Below are 23,257 nucleotides of genomic sequence, written 5' to 3' on the forward strand. Positions count from 1 at the left end.
ATTAAATGCACTTGCCTTTTCATCTGTTTTTAAGGCCCATGTCCCGGCTCCAGGGAAATCAGGTTGCTCCGTGTTCCCGAATCCAGGCCAATACCTCCGCATAGGGATAATCCTCCAAAGCGCTAAATCCTGCAAGTCCTTTGGCTTTTATGGCGGTTAATAATGGAGACGGCAGCCCGCATAAGAATCGGGCTGTTTTAATGGCTGTGGCTTTCCCTTGCAGGGCCTGGGAAAAGGCGGCAGTAAGATCATTGTAGTTGAATCCGGAGAGTGGGGCGAGTTTTTTATATGACTTCAGCTTGACCGGACCTGTTTCGCAAACCGTGCAATGGCCGCATTGCGGGACGTTTTGATCCCCAAAATGCCCGGAAAGGCTTTCGGGTAGGCATTGGCGCTCCTGGAAAAAATCCACCAGGGCATGCACCCTGGACACTTCCGCCTTTTCCTTTTTTTCAAACAGGCTGTGCAACTCCTGGCAAAGAGCGTCTTTGTCAAAGTCCTTCTTAATGAGCCGATAGACGTCCACCGCCCTGGAACTCCTAAGTTCCATCCATCCCTTGCCTTCAAAGTATTCTAACGCGACCAGAATCCGCTCCCGGGGAGAGTGAGTCTGTTCCATAATGGCGCCCATGTCAGGACGCCGCCAAATTTTGGCAGCTTGAGAATTGGCCAGGATATTTTCCACAAACTCCCGGCGCTCGCCCTGAAAATTTTCCGGCAGGTTGTTGAGGTTTTTCAACGGCTTGAAGCTAATTTCGTCAAAGTAGGTTTTTATCGGTTCAATGATCCCCATCATCTCCAGATAAACCAGAAGGGTTTTCAAGGGCAGAGCGCGGATATCCGTTTGACTGGACAACGCAAACAGCCGCACCTCCCACTCATTGCTTTCGTTGTTATGGATTTGATCCACCACCGCTGCAATGCCTTCCTTTTCCGGGGTGTCGCCGTACACATAGTTTTCCAGGATGTTCATACCGTCCAGGTTGGGCAAGGCCTGGCACAAGGCCGGCCTGCCGTCCCTGCCCGCCCGGCCGATTTCCTGGCTGTACCCTTCCAATGATTTAGGCAAATCATAGTGAATCACCCGGCGAATGTCCGACTTGTCGATGCCCATGCCAAAGGCGATGGTGGCCGCCACTACATGGACCTTGCCCTCCATGAATTCGTTTTGAACGGCTTCGCGTTCCTCGTTGCGCATGCCGGCATGGTAGGCTTTGGCCGCAAATCCTTGCTTTTTTAAAAATTCAGCAACCTGTTCGGCGGTTTTTTGCCTGGTGGCGTACACTATGGTGGGGGCTTGTGGCTTGTTGGCTATGATATCCTTTAAAGCCTGATCCTTTTGGGAATCAGGCATGGGCGCCACCCGTAGATAAAGGTTTTCCCGATAAAATCCCGTATTAACGAAGTTCTCAGGAGGTATGCCGAACTTCCCCCTCATATCCTCTTGCACTTCCGGGACGGCCGTGGCCGTAAGCAACAGGACCTGCGGCGCGTTGAACTCCCTGGCGTAGGTCGGAATCTTCAAATACTCCGGCCGGAAGTTATGCCCCCATTCGGAAATGCAGTGGGCCTCGTCCACAACCAACAGGGAGAGCTTCCATTTTTTAAGATGAATGCGGAATCTCTCGTTCCGAAAACGCTCCACGGAGATCATGAGGATCTTCAGCTTCCCTGATTTGGCGTCATCCAGCACCTGGCTGTATTCCTCCCGGGAAAGGGATGAGTCCAGCCTGGCAGCAGGAATGCCTTTTTCCAGGCAAAAGTCTAATTGATCCTTCATGAGGGAGAGGAGGGGGGAAATGACCAGGGTCAGGCCGGGCAAAGCCAGGGCGGGAAGTTGGTAGCACAAGGATTTGCCTGCGCCCGTAGGAAACAATGCGCAGGCTGACTTTCCTGCAAGAATAAGGTCAACGACCTCTTTTTGACCTTTTAAAAAAGTTTCAAAGCCGAACTGAGCTAATAGGGCGTTGGGGTTATCCTGTTCCATGCCATCGGCCTCCTTGCCTTAGTCGTTTCCTTACCATACCCGAGTCAGGGGAAAAAGAAAACCCCTCCCCAATGACGGGGAAGGGTTTCTTTTGCAGTATGAATTTAGCCAGTTAAGCAACTGATGCAGAGGTCCTTAGAAAACCTCTTTGCACAGCTCGCCCAGCGTTCCCAGGTTTTCGCAAACATGGATGCCGGCGTCTTTCATGGCTTCGATTTTAGCCTGAGCGGTTCCGGAAGACCCGCTGATGATGGCGCCTGCGTGGCCCATACGGCGGCCGGGAGGCGCGGTGAGGCCGGCAATGAAGCCCACAACCGGAATCTTCAGGTTGGCTTTGATGAATTCGGCAGCTTCCTCTTCCGCGCTGCCGCCGATCTCGCCCACCATGACAATGCCCTTGGTTTCCGGGTCCGCTTCAAAGGCGGACAGTACGTCTATGAAGTTGGTGCCGTTGACCGGGTCGCCGCCGATGCCGATGCACGTGGTCTGGCCCATGCCCTGCTGGGTGAGCTGATGCACCACCTCGTAGGTCAGGGTGCCGGAGCGGGAAACCACGCCGATGGGTCCGCCGGGCTTGTGGATTTTACCCGGCATGATGCCCAGCTTGCACTCGCCGGGAGTAATGACGCCGGGGCAGTTGGGGCCGATCAGGCGGGTTTTGCTTTTGGCCAGATGATTTTTCACCTTCATCATATCCAGAACCGGAATGCCTTCTGTAATGGCGACTACCAATTCCACTTCCGCGTCAATGGCTTCCAGGATGGCGTCCGCGGCGAACGGCGGCGGCACGAAAATCATGGAGCAATTGGCGCCTGCGCCTTCCACGGCCTCGTAGACCGAGTTGAAGACCGGCACGTCGTCCATTTTCTGGCCGCCCTTGCCGGGAGTCACGCCGGCCACGATTTTAGTTCCGTATTCAATGCACTGGCGGGTATGGAATTGGCCTTCCTTACCCGTAATGCCCTGCACCACAACTTTGGTGTCCTTGTTGACAAATATACTCATGGGGAATCCTCCTCCCTTGGCAATGTTTACTGAACGATCTGGGCGACCTTGGCCGCAGCGTCCTTAAGGTCCTCGGCGCCGGTGAGATTCAGGCCGCTTTCCGCAAGGATTTTGCGGCCTTCTTCCACATTAGTGCCTTCCATACGCACCACAACCGGCACGTTCAGGCCAACCTTTTTGGCCGCTTCCACCACGCCGCTGGCCAAAACATCGCAACGGAGAATTCCGCCGAATATATTAATCAGGATGCCCTTGACATTCTTGTCGCTCAAAATGATGCGGAAGCCGTTTTCCACCTGCTCGGCGTTGGCGCCGCCGCCTACGTCCAAAAAGTTGGCGGGCTCGGCCCCGGCTTGCTTGATGATGTCCATGGTGGCCATGGCCAGGCCTGCGCCGTTGACCATGTTGCCAACGTTTCCGTCCATTTTGATATAGTTGAGGTTGAACTTGGAGGCTTCCACTTCCAAAGGCTCTTCCTCGTCAAGGTCACGGTATTCCTGAATGTCTTTATGGCGATACAAGGCGTTGTCGTCAAAATTGATCTTGGCGTCCAGGGCGATGATGCCGTCGTCGCCGGTCAGGACCAGGGGATTGATTTCCAAAAGCGAGCAATCCGTGTCCATGAACATCTTGTACAGGCCCTGCACCATCTTGATAAAGGGCTTGACAGCCGCGGCAGGCAGATTCAAACGGTAGGCTGCCTGCCTGCAATGGTATCCCTGGACTCCCAACAGCGGATCCACAGGAACCTTGATGATTTTTTCCGGCGTGGAAGCAGCCACTTCCTCGATGTCCATGCCGCCTGCTTCGCTGCACATGATGACGATCTTGGCGGTGGCCCGATCCACGATAATGGAAAAATACAGTTCCTTGGCAATGTCCAGGCCCTGCTCCACCAGCAGCTTTTGGACCTTTTGGCCCTCAGGTCCGGTCTGATGGGTGACCAGTTGCATGCCGAGAATTTCGCCGGCTATGGTTTTAACTTCGTCAATATTCTGAGCCAATTTGACGCCGCCGCCTTTTCCGCGGCCGCCTGCATGAATCTGCGCTTTGACTACAACAGGAAAATCTCCCAGTTCCTTGGCCGCCTCCACCGCTTCGTCCACGGAAAAGACAGGTTTGCCCTTGGGAACCGGCACGCCGTAATTAGCAAACAGTTCTTTTGCCTGGTACTCATGAATCTTCATGCAAAAATCTCCTTATTACCCGATGACGCAAAGAACTTCGCCCTTTTTCACATTGTCGCCCACGCCGAAATTGATGGCTTTGACAACGCCGGAAGCCGGGGCGGGAAGGGCGTTCTGCATTTTCATGGCCTCAAGGACCAACACTGCCTCGCCTTCCTTGACCTCATCGCCTACGTTCTTTTCAATGGCCGTGACCATGCCGGGCATGGGCGCGGTGATAGGCGTTCCGTCCACTGCAGGCGCAGCGGCGGCGGCAGGCTTGGCGGCTGCCTTCTTAGGAGCGGCGGCCGGTCTGGGGGCTGCGGCCGGAGCTGCGGCGGGAACCACGGAAGTAACGACGGGCGCGCCGCCCACTTCTTCCACGTCCACCTCAAAGTACTCGTCATCCACAAAGACGTTGAAGGTGCGGACGCCGGGGCCCTTTTCCGGAGCTTCCTTTTCCACCTTTTCAATCACCAGGCCCTTGCGGGCTTTTGCGACCAAGGCTTCTTCGGCCAGAGCCTGTTGCAGGGTGCGGGGCTTGACTTCGTCCGGCACAGGCGCCTTGCCGTATTTCCATTCCAGGAACTTTTTGCCGGTGACAGGATAGATGGCGTACAGGACCAGATCGTCGATATCCTTGGCCAGATCGCCGATTTCCTTTTTGGCGGCTTCCATTTCAGGGGCCAGAACTTCAGCCGGACGGCAGGAGATGGGCTCTTCGCCGCGTTCGTAGCCCTTGAGGGCTTTCTTTTGCACTTCGGGATTGATGGGAACGGCGGTCTTGCCGTACAGGCCGTAGCAAAGGCCTTTCACCTGGTCCGTGATCATCTTGTAGCGCTCTTCCGGAGTGTCATGCAGCACGTTCATAACCGTCTGCACGCCCACAATCTGGGAAGTCGGCGTGACCAGGGGTACCTGGCCCAGGTCTTTGCGGACTCTGGGAAGTTCGGCGTACACTTCGTCGATGCGGTCCAGAGCGTCCATGTCGCGGAGCTGGTTGACCAGGTTGGAAAGCATGCCGCCGGGAGTCTGGTGCAGGAGCACGTTGATGTCGATGATGGACATTTTGGTGTCGTCGAGCAGATACCTGTACTTGGGCATGACTTCCTTTTCCAGCTTTTCGCTGATGGCGGCCAGGAGCTTGATGTCAAAGCCCGTGTCCCGGTTGGTTCCCAGAAGCGCCATGACCAGAGGCTCGATGGCGGGATGGGAGGTGCGGAACGCGTAGGGGCTCATGCACGTGTCGATGATGTCCACGCCGGCTTCGATGGCCTTCATGTGAGACATCTGGGCCATACCGGAAGTGAAATGGCTGTGCAGGTGGATGGGCGGTTTGACGTTTTCCTTCAGAGCCTTGACGATTTCGTAGGCGTCGTAAGGAGAAATCAGGCCGGCCATGTCCTTGACGCAGATGGTGTCTGCGCCCATGGCTTCCAGATCCTTGGCTTTTTTGACGTAATAATCCAGGTTGTAGACCTCTCCGCCCAGGCGGGGTTCGGTCAGGGTGTAGCAAATGCACCCCTGGAAATGCTTGCCGCATTTTTTGATGACGGGGACGACCGTCTCGAAGTTCCGGTAGTCGTTCAGTGCGTCAAAGGTGCGGAAGATGTCCATGCCGTTTTCCGCGGCGCGTTCCACAAAGGCTTCCGCCAGGTCGTCGGCGTAGTTTCTGTAGCCCACCAGGTTCTGGGCCCTGAGCAGCATGGAAAAGGGCGTCTTTTTCATGTATTTTTTCAGGGTGCGGATGCGTTCCCACGGATCTTCGTTCAAAAAGCGGTGCATGGTGTCAAAGGTGGCGCCGCCCCAGGTTTCCGTGGCCCAGAAGCCGACTTCGTCCATCATTTCCGCAACCGGGATCATGTCTTCGGTGCGGCCGCGGGTTGCAAACAGGGACTGGTGGCCGTCCCGCAGGGTGAGGTCCTCGATCTTGACCGCGCTTCTTGCCTTTTTACGGTCCGGACCGTATTCAATGTCAGTGGTCTTAACTTTGCCGTGCGTGCTCATGGTTTTGTCTCCTGCCCAAAAAAGTGTTTATGCCTTATATTGAAGCGTAAAAATTACATTTTGGTTCTGCCGGCAAATGCCCTCATCTGCATCAAGGTCCGCATTTGCATGGAATCCTGCCTGCCGGCCATGCCCCAATAATTGACCCTTTCGGGCTTGGGCGCCTGGGCTGCTGCAGCCAGAGCTTCTTCCTCGGTTTTCAGGTACTGCATCACTCCGCCTATGGCGGCGGCGACCTTTTTCTTGTCCATGTCGGCTCCTTGTTATGCCTTAGACCGGAATGTTGCCGTGCTTCTTGGCAGGCTTGGTTTCCCGCTTGGTGACCATGACTTCCAGAGCCTGAATCAGACGGGGTCTGGTTTCACTGGGAACGATCACCGCGTCCACGAATCCGCGCGAGGCAGCCACATAAGGATTAGAGAAAAGGTTTTCGTACTCGGCGATTTTTTCGGCGCGCTTGGCGACCGGGTCGTCGGCGCCCTTGATTTCACGGGCGTGGATGATGTTGGCCGCGCCTTCCGCGCCCATGACCGCGATTTCAGCGGTGGGCCAGGCAAAAGCCATGTCCGCGCCCAGGTGCTTGGAGCACATGGCCAGGTAAGATCCGCCGTAGTCTTTGCGGGTGACCAAAAGCAGCTTGGGAACCGTGGCTTCGGAGTAGCACCATAAGAGCTTGGCGCCGTGGCGGATGATGCCCCCGTGTTCCTGGTTGCTGCCGGGCAGGTAGCCGGGAACGTCGGCGATGGTGAGCATGGGAATATTAAAAGCGTCGCAAAAGCGGATAAAACGGGTGGCTTTGTCTGACGCGTTGATGTCCAGGCATCCGGCCATGAACTTGGGCTGGTTGGCGATAATGCCGATAACCCGGCCGTTCAGGCGGGCGAAGCAGATCACCATGTTTTGGGCGAAATATTTGTGGGGCTCGAAGAATTCGCCGTTATCCACTATGGCTTTAATGACGTTTTTCACGTCATAAGCGGCCTTGGGGCTGTCGGGAATGATAGAATCCAACTCAGGGGAAACGCGCCGAGGGTCGTCCGTGGGGGCGACGGCCGGAGGATCTTCCATATTGTTGGAGGGAAGATAGCCGAGCAGCGCACGGATGTTGTCGATGGCGTCCTCGTCGTCCTCGCATGCAAAGTGAGCCACGCCGCTCTTCTGGTTGTGCGCCATGGCGCCGCCCAGGTCCTCGAAGGAGATTTCCTCCCCCGTGACGGCCTTGATGACGTTGGGGCCGGTGATGAACATATAACTGGTTTTCTTGACCATGAAAATCCAGTCCGTCATGGCTGGAGAGTACACGGCGCCGCCGGCTGTGGGGCCCATGATGGCGGAAATCTGCGGAATAACGCCGCTGGCGTTGGAGTTGCGGAAAAAGATTTCGCCGTATCCGGAAAGGGCGTCCACGCCTTCCTGGATGCGGGCGCCGCCGGAGTCGTTCATGCCTACGATGGGAACGCCGGCTTTCATGGCAAGATCCATGACCTTGCAGATTTTCTTGGCGTGCATTTCACCCAGGCTGCCTGCGCGGGCCGTAAAATCCTGGGCGTAAGCGAAGATCGGCCTGCCCTCCACAAGGCCGTGGCCCGTTACGACGCCGTCGGCGGGGATTTCTTTGGTCTCCATGCCGAAATTGGTGCAGCGATGCTTGACGAACATGTCGATTTCCTGGAAGGTTCCCGGGTCAAAAAGACGCTCGATGCGCTCCCGGGCGCTCAGCTTGCCTTTCTCCTTATGCTTGGCGACCGCTTTCTCGCCTCCCATCTGAAGGATTTTCGCTTCCCGCTCCTTCAGTTCTTTGATTTTTTCCTCAACAATACCCATAGCGTCCGTTCCTTTCAAAATCCTGGCCTTGCTTTGACAGGCCGGTTAAATTTTCCGGTCTTGTCCCGTAACTAACGGGGCGTCCTGACATGGCGACTAATCGCGCTGGCACAATTCCACTAAAACGCCGTTGGTGGATTTGGGATGCAAAAAGGCTATCATGGCGCCTCCAGCGCCCTTGCGCGGCTTTTCATCGATAAGTTTCACGCCCTTTTCCTTGAGCTCAGCCAGCGCTTCTTCTATGTTCTCCACACGGAACGCTACATGCTGAAAGCCTTCTCCGCGTTTTTCTATGAACTTGGCCACAGGACCGTCGGGAGAGGTGGATTCCAAAAGCTCCACTTCCGATTCGCCCACAGGCAGAAAACCCGTGGTGACCTTCTGAGCCTCCACAGTCTCCTTGCCTTCAAAAGACAAGCCGAGAATGCTTTCCCAAACCTGCCTGGCGGCGTCCATGTCATTCACTGCAATCCCAAGATGATCGATCTTCAACAGCTTCATGGTTTGCTCCTTTTATTTACTATGAAAAGGTGTATCAATTAACCCAGTCGATGAAGTTTTGGGTTATTGAACGTCTGTCCAGTTATTGACGAGGCAGTCAACCTGCTTGTCCCCTCCTATCCACTAAAATTTATCCTAAGCACATCCATGATGAGTGAAGCAAGTGTTTTTACCCGAGTCAAGGTAAAATTCAACGGCTGGCGCCGCCTTTGGACTTTTCGGCCAATTGACCGGATTCATGAAAACCAGCGAAACTCCTGGCTTGATAGGATTGTTCGAGTGGTTTGTCTATGCTTAGTTGGTGTAAGACCCAAGCAGGCGAAATACCAAGGAAGAAGAAAAAATTCCATCAAATGATGGAGAAAGCCCCGGGAGGGCCGGTCAGGGCCGGTCAGGGTGCACCGTCTTCTCCGCACTGCGGATTCTTTGCGCCGCTTCCCCGGCGATCATCCTGGCCTCGGCGCCGACATTGGCCTCCTTTTTCATGTGGAGCATTATGCCAGCCCAGAGGGGGAGCAGGCAATATAATAATGGAGAGGCGTGCAACAGGGCTGCAACAGCTTCACCCATGCCTTGGGCCGTCAGCGCCATGGCGGTTTGAATGATTTCAGCCAGCTTCCGGATGTGAGGCGGATTTTCGCCCTCCAAGGCGAGCAGGGCGTCCTTCAAGGCTTCCATAGAGGAGGACTGGGGCTGCGGCTCCGTATCGGAAGAAGGCGGCGGAGGCGCTGCCGGCTCTTCCGCAGGCTTTGGATGTACAGGCGGGTCTGCCAACGGGGGGACGGTATGAGGGCGCTCGTCGCGGAGTTTCTCCCCCGGCGGGGAGGCGGGAGGCTCTTCTCGCTCTTCCATCCCCAGCATCATTTTAACCTGGGGCAGCAAAGGACTAAGCTCCTGGTTTGAAAAAACATCCAGCAGCTTTTTGACCTGGAGCGGGTTGTTCCCGAAATCCTCCAGAAAAGCCCGGGCCAGATGCAGTGCTTGTTCCGGGCTTTCGGATACGCCTTCCAGCAGCATGAGCCCTTCCCAGGCGACAAAGCAGGCGGGCTCCATGCTTAGGGCTTTTTCAAAGGCCGACTTCGCGTCGTGGGCGTCCCCCAGCTTGTCCATCAAGATGCGGCCTATGAGAGCCCAGCCTTTGGCGTCATTCGGCCTGCACTCAGCGGCGGATTGATAGGCTTGTCCGGCTTCCGGCGCTTTTCCCTGTTTTTCCAGGAATTCGGCCAAAGCAAGAAAGGCCAGGGGATTGTCCGGCTCGATGTTGGCGGCTTCTTCATAGGCGCGGAGGGCGGATTGGCCGCGTTCCAGCTTCTCATGCAGCCGCCCCATGCACACGCGAAATTCCGCGGATCGAGGCTCCAACTCTATGGCAATGCGATAGGCTTGCTCGGCTTCCACGTAATTCTTGAGGTTTTCATGGAGCAGGCGGCCCAGCCCGGCCCAGATCCAGGCCTGATTCGCGTCTTTTTCAATGGCCTGAAGGTAGGCGTTTTCCGCGTCTTCGTACAAATGCATCTCCGTCCGCAGTAACTGCCCGAGCCTTCCCCAGGCCCAGGGATGGTCGGGCCGGATAGACAGGGTTTTGGTGTAAGCCTGCACTGCGTCCTCAAACAGCCCTTCAGCTTCCAAAAACTTGGCGAGTTCGGTCCAGCCTGCGGCGTCGTCCGGGCCTGGAGACGGGGGATTCGGTTTATGAGGGAAGGTAAAGGGAGAGGGGGGCGGCTGACGCTCCGGCTTAGGCGGCGGCAAGGGGGCTTCCGCACGAGAAGAAAAGGACGGGCGGTGCGTAACAGGAGGCGCCTCCGCGGTTTCTTTAGCGGTTGGCGGAACTGTCTCCCCGGCGGAGTCCTTTTTGGAAGCCGGCGGCATGGCCTTTAACTCTTCCAGGCAAAAGGCCTCTAAAAACAAACACAGCCCCATTACCTGCTGAAAATGCCCGGGCCCGGTCCTCACAAGGTAGTTCAGATTATTGGCGGGCCCTTCCAGTTCGTAGGATTTTACCCTGCCTTGCTTACCCGCCACGCGCACCCTGCCGCGCTTGACAAGGCGATTGAGCAGGGAACTGGCCTTATTGACGTCCATGTCCGCTTTTCGGGCTATCGCCCGCGCGGCGGCCGGCGCCCATTCATCCGCAAGAGCCGCGAACACCTTTCTTTCCACCGCCGGAAGCTCCTGAAGCAGTCCTTTATAATAGGGCGTGTGGCGGTCCAGGACGGATAAAAAGGATGAGAAGGGATTTTCGCCGGGATCCCGGGCGTAAGAATCTACAAGAAAAGCCGCGAGCCTGGGATTGCCCCGGCACAAGTATTTGCATAAAGCGGCTTCCACCGGGAAAGGCTCTCTGTCAACGGCGCCGCGCCATAGTGCGATGGTTTCCTGGTCGCTTAAAGGCTCCAGGCGGAGAACCGTAAAAAAGCCCTTAAGCTCTGCAGGAAAGTGAGAGGCGTTGGCGTCGTCCATGGTTCCAACCATGGACAGCCACGGTTCATAGGTGAGGATTTGCTTCAACAGCTTCGCTTCCTGATTGGGCGCCTGCTGGATAAGCAAAACGTCCAGGTCGTCCGCAATCAGGACCAGGGTCTTACCCTGGCTGCGGGCGATTTTTTTCAGCAGATCAAGAGCCTTTCCCCGTTGGGCGCCGGGATAGGCTTCTTCCATAACCCTCCTCAAGTCCGGATCATCCGGCGGAAGCAGGAGATGAAGGGCTTCCATAAAGAACCTGGCCAGGTTTAGGACGTGGGGCAGGTCCTGGGGCAGCAAAACAGGCAGCTTATCCGGCCTTTTGGCCAATTGCTCTGCAATGGCGCCCGCCATCATGGTTTTGCCTCCGCCCCAAGGGCCTTGGATTAAGAGGGATGGGGCGGCGGATTGGGGATTTTGAGGCGCAGCATGGGCGGGGCAGAGGCGGTCAACGCATTGGGCCACGAAATCCTGGCGCAGGAAGGCGTTTTGGGATGACGGCTTTCCGTGGGGAAGCCATGGGTTGTGTCTGCAGGATGAGATCATGGGCGGCCGCCTTGTTCAACAATTTTGTTGGTAAGGTGAGTATAAAATAAAGGGATGGATATATCAAGGGATTAATTCAGAATACTCAAACTGCGGCATTGGGTGGAGTATTCGACGGGGCGATTTAGAGAAGTTCTTGGGGAGGGTTGTATTTTTTAAAACAGTTCTGTTGGCAATGCGGGCGGACCGAATCCCCCCAGCGGACGGCAAGGAATTGGGGGCTTGGGCGGAAATCCTTCCCTTTGGCCGGAATTCTTATAAAATATGCTTTTAATATAAAGGGTTATATCTGGAGTGCCCGCTGAAGGGGGAGTTCAATTATAAAAACAAATTTGTTGGCATTTAAGCATATAATACCAATAGCGCCTATCGCCCAAAAAATTCCCCCATGGTCAATTCTCCGGATTTTTATCCATTCTTTGGTATAAATATCCGTAAAATAAACAATAAAATTCTAATTGCCGGGAATGAAGCCTTGCCCGTCAGACCCTATGGGACTGCAAACAAATTTGTTGTATAAAAGATTCAGAAATATCTTTGACATCAGTGCAACAATCCCCCACAATACTCCCAAACTCGCCTTTATTCCAATCGCCCAAGGAGACTGCCATGCCGCCAAAAAAGAAAGCAAAGAACATTTCCACAGGACAAAGAATCCATGACCTGAGAAAAGACAAGGACATGGACCTGGAAACCCTGGCTAATGAGACGGGACTCGCCGTAGACACCCTGGAAAAAATCGAATCCGGAGAAAACATGCCCTCCGTGGGTTCGCTCCTTCAGATCGCCAGAGCCCTGGAAGTGGATTCGGCCTTTTTTCTGGAAAAGGAGGTCAAGACCACGAAAAAGGGCCTGGCCAAAGCCTATTCCGAACGCACTTCCCATTACGCATACACAACCCTTTCGCCGGGGGCGCGGCACAAGCACATGAAGGCTTTTAAGATTGAAATTCCCCCCAAGCAGGAGCACGACGGCGTCAGTTACCAACACGAAGGGGAGGAGTTCGTCTACGTGCTTTCCGGCAAGGTGGAGGTGACCGTGGGCGAGCATGTGAACAAACTGGAGGAAGGCGGTTCTCTCCACTTTAACTCCGGCCTGCGCCACTTGCTTAAAAATCCCGGAGAGGACGCCGCCCTGCTGCTGGTGGTGGTCTACACCCCTTAACCTTTGCATATATAAAGGAGGGAGGACCATGTCCTTTCGATTGACTGCCGAGCAGAAAATGGTCCGGAAAATGGTGCGGGAGTTCGCCCGCGGGGAGTTGATGCCCACCGCCGCCGAAAGGGACCGGACCAAGGAGTTCCCCGCTGAGAATTTAAAAGAAATGGCCGAACTGGGCCTTTTGGGCATGATGGTGCCGCCGGAATACGAAGGCGCCGGGGCCGACGCCGTCAGTTATGTGCTGGCCTTGTCCGAGGTGGCCTACGCCTGTGCATCCACCGCGGTCATCATGAGCGTTCACAACTCCATTGTGTGCGACAGCATTTTGCACCTTGGCACGGACGAGCAGAAGCAGCGTTATCTCCCGGCCCTGGCCATGGGCGAGATGATCGGCGCCTTTGCCATGACCGAACCCCTGGCCGGATCAGATCCCCTGCGCCAGGAAACCACAGCCGTTCAGGACGGCGACCATTACATCATCAACGGAGTCAAACGGTTCATCACCTCCGGCAAGAACGCCGGGGTCGTGATCGTCACCGCAAAAACCGACCCCAGCAAACGCCACCGGGGCATCACCGCATTTTTGGTGGATAAAGGAACGCCGGGTTTTTCCGTAGGCCGCTTGGAAGACAAAATGGGCCTGCGCGCTTCGGACACGGCGGATCTGTATTTTGAAGACTGCCGGGTTCCGGCCTCCCAGATACTGGGCGGTGAAGGCGGGGGATTTTCCCTGGCCATGAAAGCCCTGGACGGCGGACGCATAGGCATCGCCGCCCAATCCATCGGGGTGGCCCAGGCCTGCCTGGACGCGGCCGTCAAATACGCTAAGGAGCGGGAGCAGTTCGGCAAGCCCATCGGGCAATTCCAGGGCGTTTCCGGGCCTCTGGCGGATATCGCCACGGAAATCCATGCGGCCAGGCTCATGGCTCTTGACGCGGCCTCCCGCAAGGATCGGGGCCAGAATTTCACCATGGAAGCCTCCATGGCCAAGCTCTTTGCATCCGAAATGGTCAACCGGGTTACGGCCAAGGCCTTGCAAATTCATGGCGGATACGGTTATACCAAAGACTACCCTGTTGAGAGGTATTACCGGGACGCGCGGGTTTTCACAATTTATGAAGGAACGTCCGAAATACAGCGCATTGTGATCTCCCGGCATCTGCTTAAATAAAGGCAAGGCCCGGCCGGGCTGTGTGCGGCCGGACGAAAAACGGAAAGGAAAGAGCATGGCACTGGTTGAATATGAATTAAAAGAGCATGTGGCGGTTTTAACCATGAACAACGGCGAAAACCGCTTCAACCCCACCTACCTGGGGGAATTTTTGGACGTCCTGGACGAGATTGAAAACAAGACGGAAGCCGCAACCCTGGTTGTGACGTCCGCCAACGAGAAAATCTGGTGCAACGGCCTGGACCTGGACTGGCTCATGCCTGTTGTGCAGGCCAAGGACGTGGACACCTCCAAAAAATTTTTTTATCAGTTGAACGATCTGTTCAGAAGGCTGCTGGTTTATCCCCTGACCACCATCGCCGCCATCAACGGCCACGCTTTCGCCGGAGGCGCCATTTTAACCGGCGCCTTTGACTTCCGCTATATGCGGACCGACCGGGGATTTTTCTGCATTCCGGAAGTGGATATCAGCATTCCTTTTCTGCCCGGCATGATGGCCTTGCTGCGCAATGTCATGTCCAACGACGTCATGCATTTCATGGGACTCACCGGCTCCCGCATGACCGCCCAGCAATGCCTGGACGCCAAAATGGTGGCCGGCGCCTATCATATCGACGAAATGATGGACAAGGTCATGGAGTTCGCCCTGACCCAGAACAAGCGCCGTCAGGTGGTGACCGCCATTAAAGAGGAAATGCACCGCGACATCCTGTACGCCATCAACGAACTGGATCCGCCCATCATCGAGACCGGCAGGCTTCAGGTGTAAATTTTTTATGAGGACCGGCGGGCGCCGGTCCTCATTATCTTGTCCTCTCGCCCTTCCCCTGATAAGATGTCTCCTTTAAAGCCGCTCACTTAACGGCCTGCGACCTACCAAAATAAAAGGAGACTATGAACCATGCCTTACACCAAAATTGTGGCCACCCTGGGGCCTGCCAGCGATTCGCCGGAGGTCATGAGGGCCTTGATTAAAAACGGCATGAACGTAGCCAGGATCAACTTCGCCCACGGCACGCACGAGGAGCACGCCAAAAAAATTGCCGACCTCCGCGCCATTTCCAGTGAACTGGGCATTCCCGTCGCCATCCTGCAGGATCTGGGCGGGCCTAAAATCCGGGTGGGCGACCTGCCGTCCGAAGGAATCCACCTCAAGGTCGGAGACTTGTTCTGCCTGTATTCTGAAGACGGCAAGGGCGACAAACACGGGGTCTCCGTCACCTATCCGGATCTTCCTGAGGAGGTGGAGGCCGGCGACCCCATTCTGCTGGCTGACGGCCTCCTGGAGCTGGAAGTGGTTGACGCCAGACCTACTTGCGTGGAATGCCGGGTGGTTACCGGCGGCGTGCTCACCTCCCACAAAGGGATCAACCTGCCTACCCGCACCTTAAAGACCTCCGCCTTGACGGAGAAGGACATCCTGGACCTGGACTTCGGCATGGACGAGGGCGTGGACTACGTGGGCGTCTCCTTTGTCCGGTCCGCCGCGGACATCCGCATGGTCAAAGATCGGATGATCGGCCGCCGGGCCCCGGTCATCGCCAAAATCGAGAAGCACGAGGCCATCGCCAATATAGACGAAATCCTCAATGAGGCAGACGGAATCATGGTGGCCAGGGGCGATTTGGGCGTGGAAGTCCCCCTGGAAGAAGTTCCCACTTACCAGAAAATACTGATCCGCAAGGCCAACGCCCTGGGCAAGCCGGTCATCACCGCCACCCAGATGCTTCGGTCCATGGTGGATTCTCCGCGGCCAACCAGGGCGGAAGCCACGGACGTAGCCAACGCGGTTCTGGACGGCACGGACGCGGTCATGCTTTCGGAGGAAACCGCCATGGGCGCCTACCCCATTGAAGCGGTGCAATACATGGCCCGAATCGCCAAAAAGGCGGAGGAAACCTTTTCTTACGAACACCGCTTGAAGCAGCATCCGGAAAAAGACATGGCCGACTCCGTGGCCCATGCTTCCTGCGTTCTGGCCGAGCATTTGGGAGCCTCCGCCATCCTGGCGGCCACGGCATCCGGCCTGACCGCCAAGAAAATATCCCATTTCAGGCCCCAAAGAAAGATTGTGGCCTTATCTCCCAACGAGTCGACAGTGCGGGAATTGTCCTTATATTGGGGATGTACGCCGGTGTTGGTGTCGTCGCCCAAAGACACGGACGCACTGATCAATTCATCGGCCAGGGCGGCCTTGGACCATGGCCTGATTGCAAAAGGAGACCTTGTGGTAATCACCGCAGGGCATCCTATCGGAGGGGCGGGCACGACTAATATGCTGAGGGTTATGCAGCTTTGAACCGAGCTTATTAAGACGAGGGAGACAACCTATGGATTTTGCAGAAATAGTCAAAACGCGAAGAGCGGCGAATTTTTTCGATCCGAACAAACCGGTGCCTAAAAAAACCATCCGGGAACTGGTGGAAATGGCCGCCCAGTCCCCGTCCAGCTATAACCTGCAACCGTGGAGCCTCATGATCCTGGAAGACCCGGATGACAAAGCCCGGCTGAGGAAGCTGGCTTTTGACCAGCCCAAGATCACGGACGCTCCGGTGGTGTTCATGGTGCTGGGGGATCGGAACGCCTGGAAAGAGGGCGACAAGTCCTTTGAAATGAATTTCGCCGAAATGGTCAAGTCCGGAATGCCCGAGGCCAATAAGACGGGCCTGGCCAAGACCATGGTTAGCCTGTACGGCGCGAGCCAGGATCATATGCAGGCCTTTGCCGTCAAAAACGCCGGCTTTTTCGGCATGTCCCTGATGTACGCGGCCAAAAGCCTGGGCCTGGAATCCCATCCCATGGACGGGTTCGACCACAACGGGGTGAAAAAGGAATTCAATATCCCGGAAAACTATTGGATTCCGCTGATTATGTCCATCGGCTACTTTGACGAGTCCAAAGAATACCCCGCTCCGAAATGGCGGAAGTCCTTTGAAGATATTGTCGTCTCCTTTTAGATGAAGGAGACGGCGCAAAAAAATGTTTCAAGCTGAACCGCGGCGCTGTTTTAAGGCAGCGCCGCGGCATCGGGGATTTTTGCATTTTTTCCAGGCTGTTGACAGAGGCGTATAAATCCATTATTTTACGCTCCAAAAAATCACTCGGTTCAGGTTCGTTAAGGCCGGGAATAAACTATGGAGAGGTTGTATGCATGATTAACGCAGGCGAATTAAGAAAAAATACCAAGCTGATGATTGAAGGGGAGCCCTACGTAATGTTGGAGGTTCAGTTCGTCAAGCCTGGCAAGGGGGTTGCCTTTTATAAATGCAAAATGCGCAATCTCATGACCGGCTCCCTGCTGGAAAGAACCTACCGCTCCGGCGACACGTTCGAACCGGCCGCCCTGGAAGAAAAGAAAATGCAGTACTTGTATGCTCAGGGCGACGAATACTATTTCATGGACGTCAAAACCTACGACCAGGTCATGCTTACGGAAGAAGCCGTGGGCGACGCCAAGGAATACCTGATCGACAACCTGGAAATGGATATCCTGTTCTTTGAAAACAAAGCCATCGGCATCACCCTGCCTAACTTTGTGGAACTGGAAGTCACCCAGGCCGATCCCTGGGTCAAGGGCGACTCCGTCGCCGGCGACTCCAAACCGGTCACCCTGCAAACGGGCATGGTGCTCCAGGTTCCGCCGTTTGTGGAAGAAGGCACCATCATTCAGGTGGATACGCGCACCGGCGCCTACGTAACCCGGGTGAAAAAATAACGGCGCCATTCAAAACGCGGCATGATTCGGGGGCTTTTTCGGCCCCCGTTGTTTTTGGGGGAACGATTTGGCCGGCCTAAAGCAATTGCAAATCCGGGCGGACCTGCTTTTTCACATCAGGCGCTTTTTCCGCAGCCAGGGATTCCTGGATGTTGAGACGCCCATCCGCATCCCGGCTCCCATTCCCGAAGCCCATATTGATGCCGTGCCATCCCTGGACTGGTATCTCCACACCTCCCCCGAATCCTGCATGAAACGCCTTTTATCCCAGGGGTACGAAAAGATTTTTCAAATCTGCCGGGTTTTTCGGGCCGAGGAACTGGGCGCCCGCCACCTGCCTGAGTTCACTATGCTGGAATGGTACAGGACGGACGCGGATTATAATCAGTTGATGACGGACTGCGAAAACCTGCTGGCCTTTTGCCTGGAATCCATGCCGGATCGAGCGCCTTTGGTCTATCAGGGGAAAAGGATAGACGCTTCTCCGTCGTGGCGGCGGGAGAGCGTGTCGGACGCGTTCAGAAAATATGCAGGGATGTCCGCAGAAGAGGCCTTGGAAACAGACCGCTTTGACGAAGTCATGGCCTTTGAGGTGGAGCCCTCTTTAGGGCTTGATCCTGTCTTTTTGTACGACTACCCCATAAAAAAGGCCGCCCTGGCCCGGCCCAAGCCGGAAGATCCTAATCTTGCCGAGCGTTTTGAACTCTATATCGGGGGCATGGAGATGGCCAACGCTTTTTCCGAGCTTGTGGATCCGGTTGTTCAGGCTGAGCGCTTTAAAATGGAAGAGGAAGAACGCGTCCTGGCGGGAAAAAAGCCCTATCCATCCAACGAAAAATTTCTCCGTGCCTTGGAAACCATGCCCCCTTCCGCGGGAATCGCCCTGGGCGTTGACAGGCTGGCCATGCTATTCGCCGGCGCCGCCGACATCGCCCAAATCAGCGCCTTCACACCAGAAGAGTTATAATTCCCTCTGGCATCATTGATTTTGTATGGATCGCCCATCATCAGCGACGGCTGAATTTTATTCACGTCAATACCATATATTAGGCCAGCCCTGGCATGCAATGCCAGGGGCCGCAGGCCAATAAGCGCGACCGGAAAAGAGGGTTATAAACCGGGCAAGATCAGCGGACGGAATGACCTGATTGAATTCCTGCGTATGTTTGCATTGGGACGCGCGGTGCGCGAAATGGGGCAGGCGCCGGGGGCCTGACGCTACAAATCAAATTGGGCGGTTTTCCGGGTGGCCCAGGAAGCGTAGTGTGCTTCCTGGGTTCGTAAGAACAAAAGGTGCGACCGGGAAAGATAGTTGAAATAGGTATTGGTCGGCGGGCGTACGACGCCATCGAAAACCTCACCTTGGGGGGGGTGAGTTACGGTTTAATATTTAAAAAACAATATGATTTAAGATAGTTATATATATTCTCGCGCGAAGCATGGGGGCGAGTGCGGACGTCGGGAAGGCCTCCCTTTCAATAGAAAACCTGGAATTCTGTTGACGGATCAGGTTTACACGACATGTGCTGGCGCACCCGGGCAGGATACTGCTCTGCCCGGGCTACCCATGGACGTTTTTTGCATAATTATGCCTGTTTGGTTTCATGAAATATTTTAGGTGCACAGTATGAGAATGAGGGCGGATGTTTTGGGGCGCTGATAGGCTTCCCTGGATTCATAAAAAAAACCGCCGACGCGCAAGGGCGCCGGCGGTTTTCCTCACATGAATATTTTAACTCAGCTACGACGCCATCAGGTTCAATGGCTCGATGTACTCAGGATCTTCCTTTTCCATAACGGCGATGATTTCCTTGTGCAGCCGTTTTTTATGCTCTCCAAAGATCGGGCGTCCCTTTTTGAAGGTCTTGGCGAAGGCCATGGCTTCTGCAAGCAGTTCTTCCTTGTCGGCGCAGGCTTTTTGGATGACGTGGCTCTCTTCCAGTTCCTGGGCGGCCACCCTTTTACCGGTCAGCTTCCACTCATTGAACTTGTGGTAGGGGATGGACTTTTTGCAAAAAGCGATCATGCCGGGCATAAAGGGGATGTTGACGTCCACCTCGGGGAAGCAGAAAAAGCCCCGGTCGGATTTCATAAACCGGAAGTCGCAGGCGCAGCAAAGCATGGCGCCGTTGCCGAAGGCGTGGCCGTTTATGGCGGCGATGACGGGAACCGGCGCCAGCAGGCAGTTTTTGAACACCTCGTTCATGCCGTACATGAAGGCCTTCATGGAGTCCGTATCTCCCGCCTGAAGACGGCCGCCCAGCCAATCCAGGTCCACGCCCGCGGAAAAAATCTTCTCTCCGCCCGAAGTAATAATAATGGCGGTGGTCGCCTCGTTATCCAAGGCGTCTTTGAAGCACTTGTTCATGGCGTTGGCGAATTCCAGGTTTTGGCGGTTTTCGCCGTTATCCATGGTTATAACGGCTACGGTCTCATCATATGTCAGACTGGCAATGCTCATAATGCTCTCCTCTCAGAACAAAATAGTTTTTCTTTTTGTTCCACAAACCACCCGTCCGCGTCAATCAGAACCCGCTTATTTGCTTGATAAAGGCACAGGAATGATTTCCCCGGCCGCTTCAATTTCAAAGCCTGATTTTTCCGAATAATGCAGCGTGGCCTGGCTTTCCACGCCGCCGGCCAAGGCGGGATGGGTGGAGCGCAGATGGCTAAAGTCGGCGGTTTCCAAAAAATTTTTCAAAGCGTCAATTTCCTGCTCTAAAGAATCCAGGTTTTCGGCCGAAGCCTTCAAGCAGGCGGAAAGACGGTCTTCATAGGCTCTGCGAGAGCCGCCCTGAATGCACTTTTTCGAAATATCTATTAATATTTTCAATGGGTAAAACTCCTTTTTGCGGGTGCATATTTCCATTGACAAATGGGCTCCCAGACCGTATGTAACCCCCGTCGTTGGCCTTTATTGTAATTTTATTACATTCATGGCAATAGATATTCATTAAAAAATCCAAAGAGTAAAGGAGCATTATGCCATGATGGTGCCCAGATGTATGTTTTTTACCAAGGGGGTCGGAACGCACAAGGAAAAATTGGCCTCATTTGAAGAAGCGCTTAGAGACGCAAAAATCGCGCACTTCAACCTGGTGTCGGTTTCCTCCATTTTTCCGCCGCATTGTGAAATCGTGACCATTGAAGAGGGGCTGTCCCTGCTGCATCCCGGCGAAATAACCTTTTGCGTCATGGCCCGGGAAGACACCATGGAGCCCGGCCGCAGGGTCTTCTCCAGCGTTGGGTTGGCCATTCCTGCGGAGTCCGGCCGTTACGGATATTTGTCCGAACATCATGGCTTCGGCCAGACCGAGTTGGAAGCCGGGGAATACGCCGAGGACCTGGCGGCCGAAATGCTGGCCACCACCCTGGGCATTGAGTTTGACTCGGACAAAGACTACGACGAACGCCGGGAAGTATACAAAATGAGCGGCAAGATCGTGGAAAGCCAGCATATCAGCCAGGCCGCCCTGGGCGCCGAAGGCAACCTCTGGACCACGGTGCTGGCAGCGGCTATTTTCGTGTTGTGATGCGTCCGCACTTTGTTCCATTCGGAGGAGGCGAGGTTCCGGAAACGGACTTGGAGTCCAGCAGGATAGTTGTGCTCCCCCTGCCCTATGAAGCCAATCCATCCTATGGCGAGGGCAGCCAGGACGGACCCTATCATATTCTGGACGCCTCCACCCAAATGGAAGCCGTGGATGAAGAAACCGGCCAGGAATGGACGGATTTGAAAATCCACACCTGCCGGCCGCCGTCCATCTCCCCGGAGCCTGAAAAGGCCGTTTTGGAGATTGAAGCGGCGGCCAAAGCCATTCTTGATAAGGGAAAACGTTTGCTTTCCCTGGGCGGCGACCATGCCGTGACCATAGGAACGGCCAGGGCGGCAGCCAAGGCGTATCCCGGCATGGGCATCCTGCAAATCGACGCACACATGGATCTGCGCGACTCCTGGAACGGCAGCAAGTTCAATCACGCTTGCGTCATGCGCCGCCTTGCGGGGGACGACAAAATCCCCTCCGTGGCCGTGGGCATCCGGTCCTTCAGCGCCGAGGAAAGGGATTTCGCCCGCCAGACCGGCCATCAGGTTTTTCTGGCCCATGGAATCGATCCCAAGGACGACGAGTGGATCGATCAGGTTGTCAGCCTGCTGCCTGAAAACGTCTATCTGACCCTGGACCTGGACGGCCTGGATCCCTCGGTGATTCCCGGCACAGGCACCCCGGAGCCGGGCGGCCTGTCCTATCGCCAGGCGCTGGACCTGATTCGCGGCCTGGGCGCCCGGAGAAATGTGGTAGCTGCGGACATCAATGAACTGGCGGTCATCCCCCATACCCACGTTTCGGAATACACCGCCGCCCGCCTGGCCCAAAAAATCTTCGTGTATTGCTTTGGATAGCTTCCCCAGCTTTATCTATTTGTTCTGATGTGTCATAGTTGCCGGGTCCAAGCTGCGACCGTTTTTTCCCGTAAAAACAGACCACGGAGAATGCCGCCCAATGCCTGACTACCCTTATGCGACCATCCATCAGATGATCCATGGCGATTCCACGGCCATGAAAGAAATCACGGATCAAAGCATTGATCTGGTTGTGACCTCTCCGCCCTATCCCATGATACAGATGTGGGACGCGATTTTTTCCGCCCAGGACCAGGAAATCGGCAATCTACTGGAGCGCGGATACGGCTTAAAAGCCTATGAACGCATGCATGTTATTCTGGATAAGGTATGGGCCGAATGCTTCCGGGTTATGAAATCCGGGGCCATTTTATGCATCAACATCGGGGACGCTACGCGCAGCATAGACGGGGAGTTCTCCCTATACCCAAATCACGCACGAATTCTTTCCAGCCTGACGGATTTGGGGTTCAGCATCTTGCCGGAAATCCTTTGGCGAAAGCAAACCAACGCACCCAACAAATTCATGGGCTCGGGCATGCTGCCCGGCGGGGCGTATGTGACGCTTGAGCATGAATTCATCCTGGTGGCCCGCAAGGGCGGCAAGCGGGAGTTTAAAGGCGTGGAAAAGCAAAACAGGCAAAACAGCGCCTATTTTTGGGAAGAGCGGAACACCTGGTTTTCCGACGTGTGGATGGATTTGAAAGGCGCCCGTCAGGAGATCGGCGAAAAAAACCTCCGGGAGCGCAGCGCGGCCTTTCCTTTTGAATTGCCTTTTCGCCTGATCAACATGTACTCCGCCAAAGGAGACGCGGTGCTCGATCCGTTTGGAGGCTTGGGCACGACCATCCTGGCGGCCATGGCCTGTGGAAGAAACTCTATAGCCTACGAGCAGGACGAGGAACTGAGCCGCGTCTTTTCGCCCGAAGCCTCGAATTTTACGGGCTTCGCCAACAAGCGCCAGGAAGAAAGACTTGCACGCCATGTGGATTTCGTACTAAAAAGATTTGAAGACAAGGGGGCTTTTCGCCACAAAAATACCTGCTACGGATTTCCTGTGATAACAGGCCAGGAAAAAGAACTGGTTTTGGACGGGTTGACAAGCCTGAAAAAGACCGGAAACGGCTGCTTTTCAGCAGAGCACGGCCTCCTGGAAGCAACTGAAGAAAAGCAGGACTGGACGCGGCTTTTCGATGGGAATAAAAAGACCGCACCAAAGCCCAAGAGACTGGAAAAGTCCAAAAAATCAAAAAGTCCGCTCGTTCAGACCTCTCTTTTCGATTGAACAGGCTGGCTTAAGGAATTCGGGAGT

The 23,257-nt window shown here is 55.2% G+C and carries 20 protein-coding genes; 10 read left to right on the plus strand and 10 right to left on the minus strand.

Annotation, left to right across the window (positions count from 1 at the left end; translation table 11 throughout):
* Positions 1–58: 58 nt before the first annotated feature.
* From G491_RS0117925 to G491_RS0117960, 8 genes are all read right to left on the minus strand, one after another.
* Complete coding sequence (locus tag G491_RS0117925; RefSeq protein WP_028315565.1) at positions 59–1,987, minus strand: RecQ family ATP-dependent DNA helicase; 1,929 nt, start codon at positions 1,985–1,987, stop codon at positions 59–61.
* Between the two features lie 135 nt (positions 1,988–2,122).
* Complete coding sequence (gene sucD, locus G491_RS0117930) at positions 2,123–2,992, minus strand: succinate--CoA ligase subunit alpha (RefSeq protein WP_028315566.1); 870 nt, start codon at positions 2,990–2,992, stop codon at positions 2,123–2,125.
* Between the two features lie 26 nt (positions 2,993–3,018).
* Positions 3,019–4,179: an ADP-forming succinate--CoA ligase subunit beta gene (gene sucC / locus G491_RS0117935; protein ID WP_028315567.1), complete on the minus strand. Its 1,161-nt coding sequence runs from the start codon at positions 4,177–4,179 to the stop codon at positions 3,019–3,021.
* 15 nt (positions 4,180–4,194) lie between these two features.
* Entirely contained in the window at positions 4,195–6,165 is a 1,971-nt protein-coding gene (locus tag G491_RS0117940; RefSeq protein WP_028315568.1) for a pyruvate carboxylase subunit B, read from the minus strand.
* A 53-nt stretch (positions 6,166–6,218) separates the two neighbouring features.
* Positions 6,219–6,416, minus strand: coding sequence for a hypothetical protein (locus G491_RS0117945; RefSeq protein ID WP_028315569.1), 198 nt, complete (start codon positions 6,414–6,416; stop codon positions 6,219–6,221).
* 19 nt (positions 6,417–6,435) lie between these two features.
* A complete protein-coding gene (locus G491_RS0117950) occupies positions 6,436–7,989 on the minus strand; it encodes an acyl-CoA carboxylase subunit beta (RefSeq protein ID WP_028315570.1) in 1,554 nt (517 codons plus the stop codon).
* Positions 7,990–8,085: 96 nt separating this feature from the next.
* On the minus strand, positions 8,086–8,490 hold the full coding sequence (gene mce / locus G491_RS0117955) for a methylmalonyl-CoA epimerase (protein ID WP_015948517.1): 405 nt from the start codon (positions 8,488–8,490) through the stop codon (positions 8,086–8,088).
* A 381-nt stretch (positions 8,491–8,871) separates the two neighbouring features.
* Positions 8,872–11,496, minus strand: coding sequence for a tetratricopeptide repeat protein (locus tag G491_RS0117960; protein WP_028315571.1), 2,625 nt, complete (start codon positions 11,494–11,496; stop codon positions 8,872–8,874).
* 609 nt (positions 11,497–12,105) lie between these two features.
* Here G491_RS0117960 and G491_RS0117970 point away from each other — a divergent pair.
* The 7 genes from G491_RS0117970 to epmA all read left to right on the plus strand — a co-directional run bounded on the left by G491_RS0117970 (position 12,106) and on the right by epmA (position 18,510).
* Positions 12,106–12,660, plus strand: a complete 555-nt coding sequence (locus G491_RS0117970) for a helix-turn-helix domain-containing protein (protein WP_015948515.1) — start codon at positions 12,106–12,108, stop codon at positions 12,658–12,660.
* Between the two features lie 28 nt (positions 12,661–12,688).
* Positions 12,689–13,828: an acyl-CoA dehydrogenase gene (locus G491_RS0117975; RefSeq protein ID WP_028315572.1), complete on the plus strand. Its 1,140-nt coding sequence runs from the start codon at positions 12,689–12,691 to the stop codon at positions 13,826–13,828.
* A gap of 55 nt (positions 13,829–13,883) precedes the next feature.
* Positions 13,884–14,597 (plus strand): enoyl-CoA hydratase/isomerase family protein, encoded by a 714-nt coding sequence (locus tag G491_RS0117980; protein ID WP_015948513.1) that lies wholly within the window; start codon positions 13,884–13,886, stop codon positions 14,595–14,597.
* 132 nt (positions 14,598–14,729) lie between these two features.
* The gene (pyk, locus tag G491_RS0117985; protein WP_028315573.1) at positions 14,730–16,127 is read left to right on the plus strand and encodes a pyruvate kinase; all 1,398 of its coding nucleotides are present in this window, start codon (positions 14,730–14,732) and stop codon (positions 16,125–16,127) included.
* A 31-nt stretch (positions 16,128–16,158) separates the two neighbouring features.
* Positions 16,159–16,785 carry a nitroreductase family protein gene (locus G491_RS0117990; protein WP_028315574.1) on the plus strand — a complete coding sequence of 209 codons (627 nt, stop codon included), beginning with the start codon at positions 16,159–16,161 and terminating at the stop codon, positions 16,783–16,785.
* Positions 16,786–16,979: 194 nt separating this feature from the next.
* Complete coding sequence (efp, locus tag G491_RS0117995) at positions 16,980–17,543, plus strand: elongation factor P (RefSeq protein ID WP_015948510.1); 564 nt, start codon at positions 16,980–16,982, stop codon at positions 17,541–17,543.
* Between the two features lie 67 nt (positions 17,544–17,610).
* Positions 17,611–18,510, plus strand: a complete 900-nt coding sequence (epmA, locus tag G491_RS0118000; protein WP_028315575.1) for an EF-P lysine aminoacylase EpmA — start codon at positions 17,611–17,613, stop codon at positions 18,508–18,510.
* Positions 18,511–19,284: 774 nt separating this feature from the next.
* On the opposite strand, the gene G491_RS0118010 is transcribed toward epmA, so the two are convergent.
* Both G491_RS0118010 and G491_RS0118015 read right to left on the minus strand, forming a co-directional pair.
* Complete coding sequence (locus G491_RS0118010; protein ID WP_028315576.1) at positions 19,285–20,004, minus strand: enoyl-CoA hydratase/isomerase family protein; 720 nt, start codon at positions 20,002–20,004, stop codon at positions 19,285–19,287.
* 75 nt (positions 20,005–20,079) lie between these two features.
* Complete coding sequence (locus G491_RS0118015; protein ID WP_157468372.1) at positions 20,080–20,376, minus strand: hypothetical protein; 297 nt, start codon at positions 20,374–20,376, stop codon at positions 20,080–20,082.
* 154 nt (positions 20,377–20,530) lie between these two features.
* Between G491_RS0118015 and G491_RS0118020 the strand changes: the two genes are divergently transcribed.
* From G491_RS0118020 to G491_RS0118030, 3 genes are all read left to right on the plus strand, one after another.
* On the plus strand, positions 20,531–21,076 hold the full coding sequence (locus G491_RS0118020; protein ID WP_028315578.1) for a pyruvoyl-dependent arginine decarboxylase: 546 nt from the start codon (positions 20,531–20,533) through the stop codon (positions 21,074–21,076).
* A 50-nt stretch (positions 21,077–21,126) separates the two neighbouring features.
* Entirely contained in the window at positions 21,127–21,945 is an 819-nt protein-coding gene (gene speB / locus G491_RS0118025; protein ID WP_169829464.1) for an agmatinase, read from the plus strand.
* Between the two features lie 100 nt (positions 21,946–22,045).
* Positions 22,046–23,230, plus strand: a complete 1,185-nt coding sequence (locus G491_RS0118030; RefSeq protein WP_028315580.1) for a DNA-methyltransferase — start codon at positions 22,046–22,048, stop codon at positions 23,228–23,230.
* The last annotated feature ends 27 nt before the right edge of the window (positions 23,231–23,257 follow it).

It is taken from the genome of Desulfatibacillum aliphaticivorans DSM 15576 (assembly GCF_000429905.1).
Taxonomy (GTDB): domain Bacteria; phylum Desulfobacterota; class Desulfobacteria; order Desulfobacterales; family Desulfatibacillaceae; genus Desulfatibacillum; species Desulfatibacillum aliphaticivorans.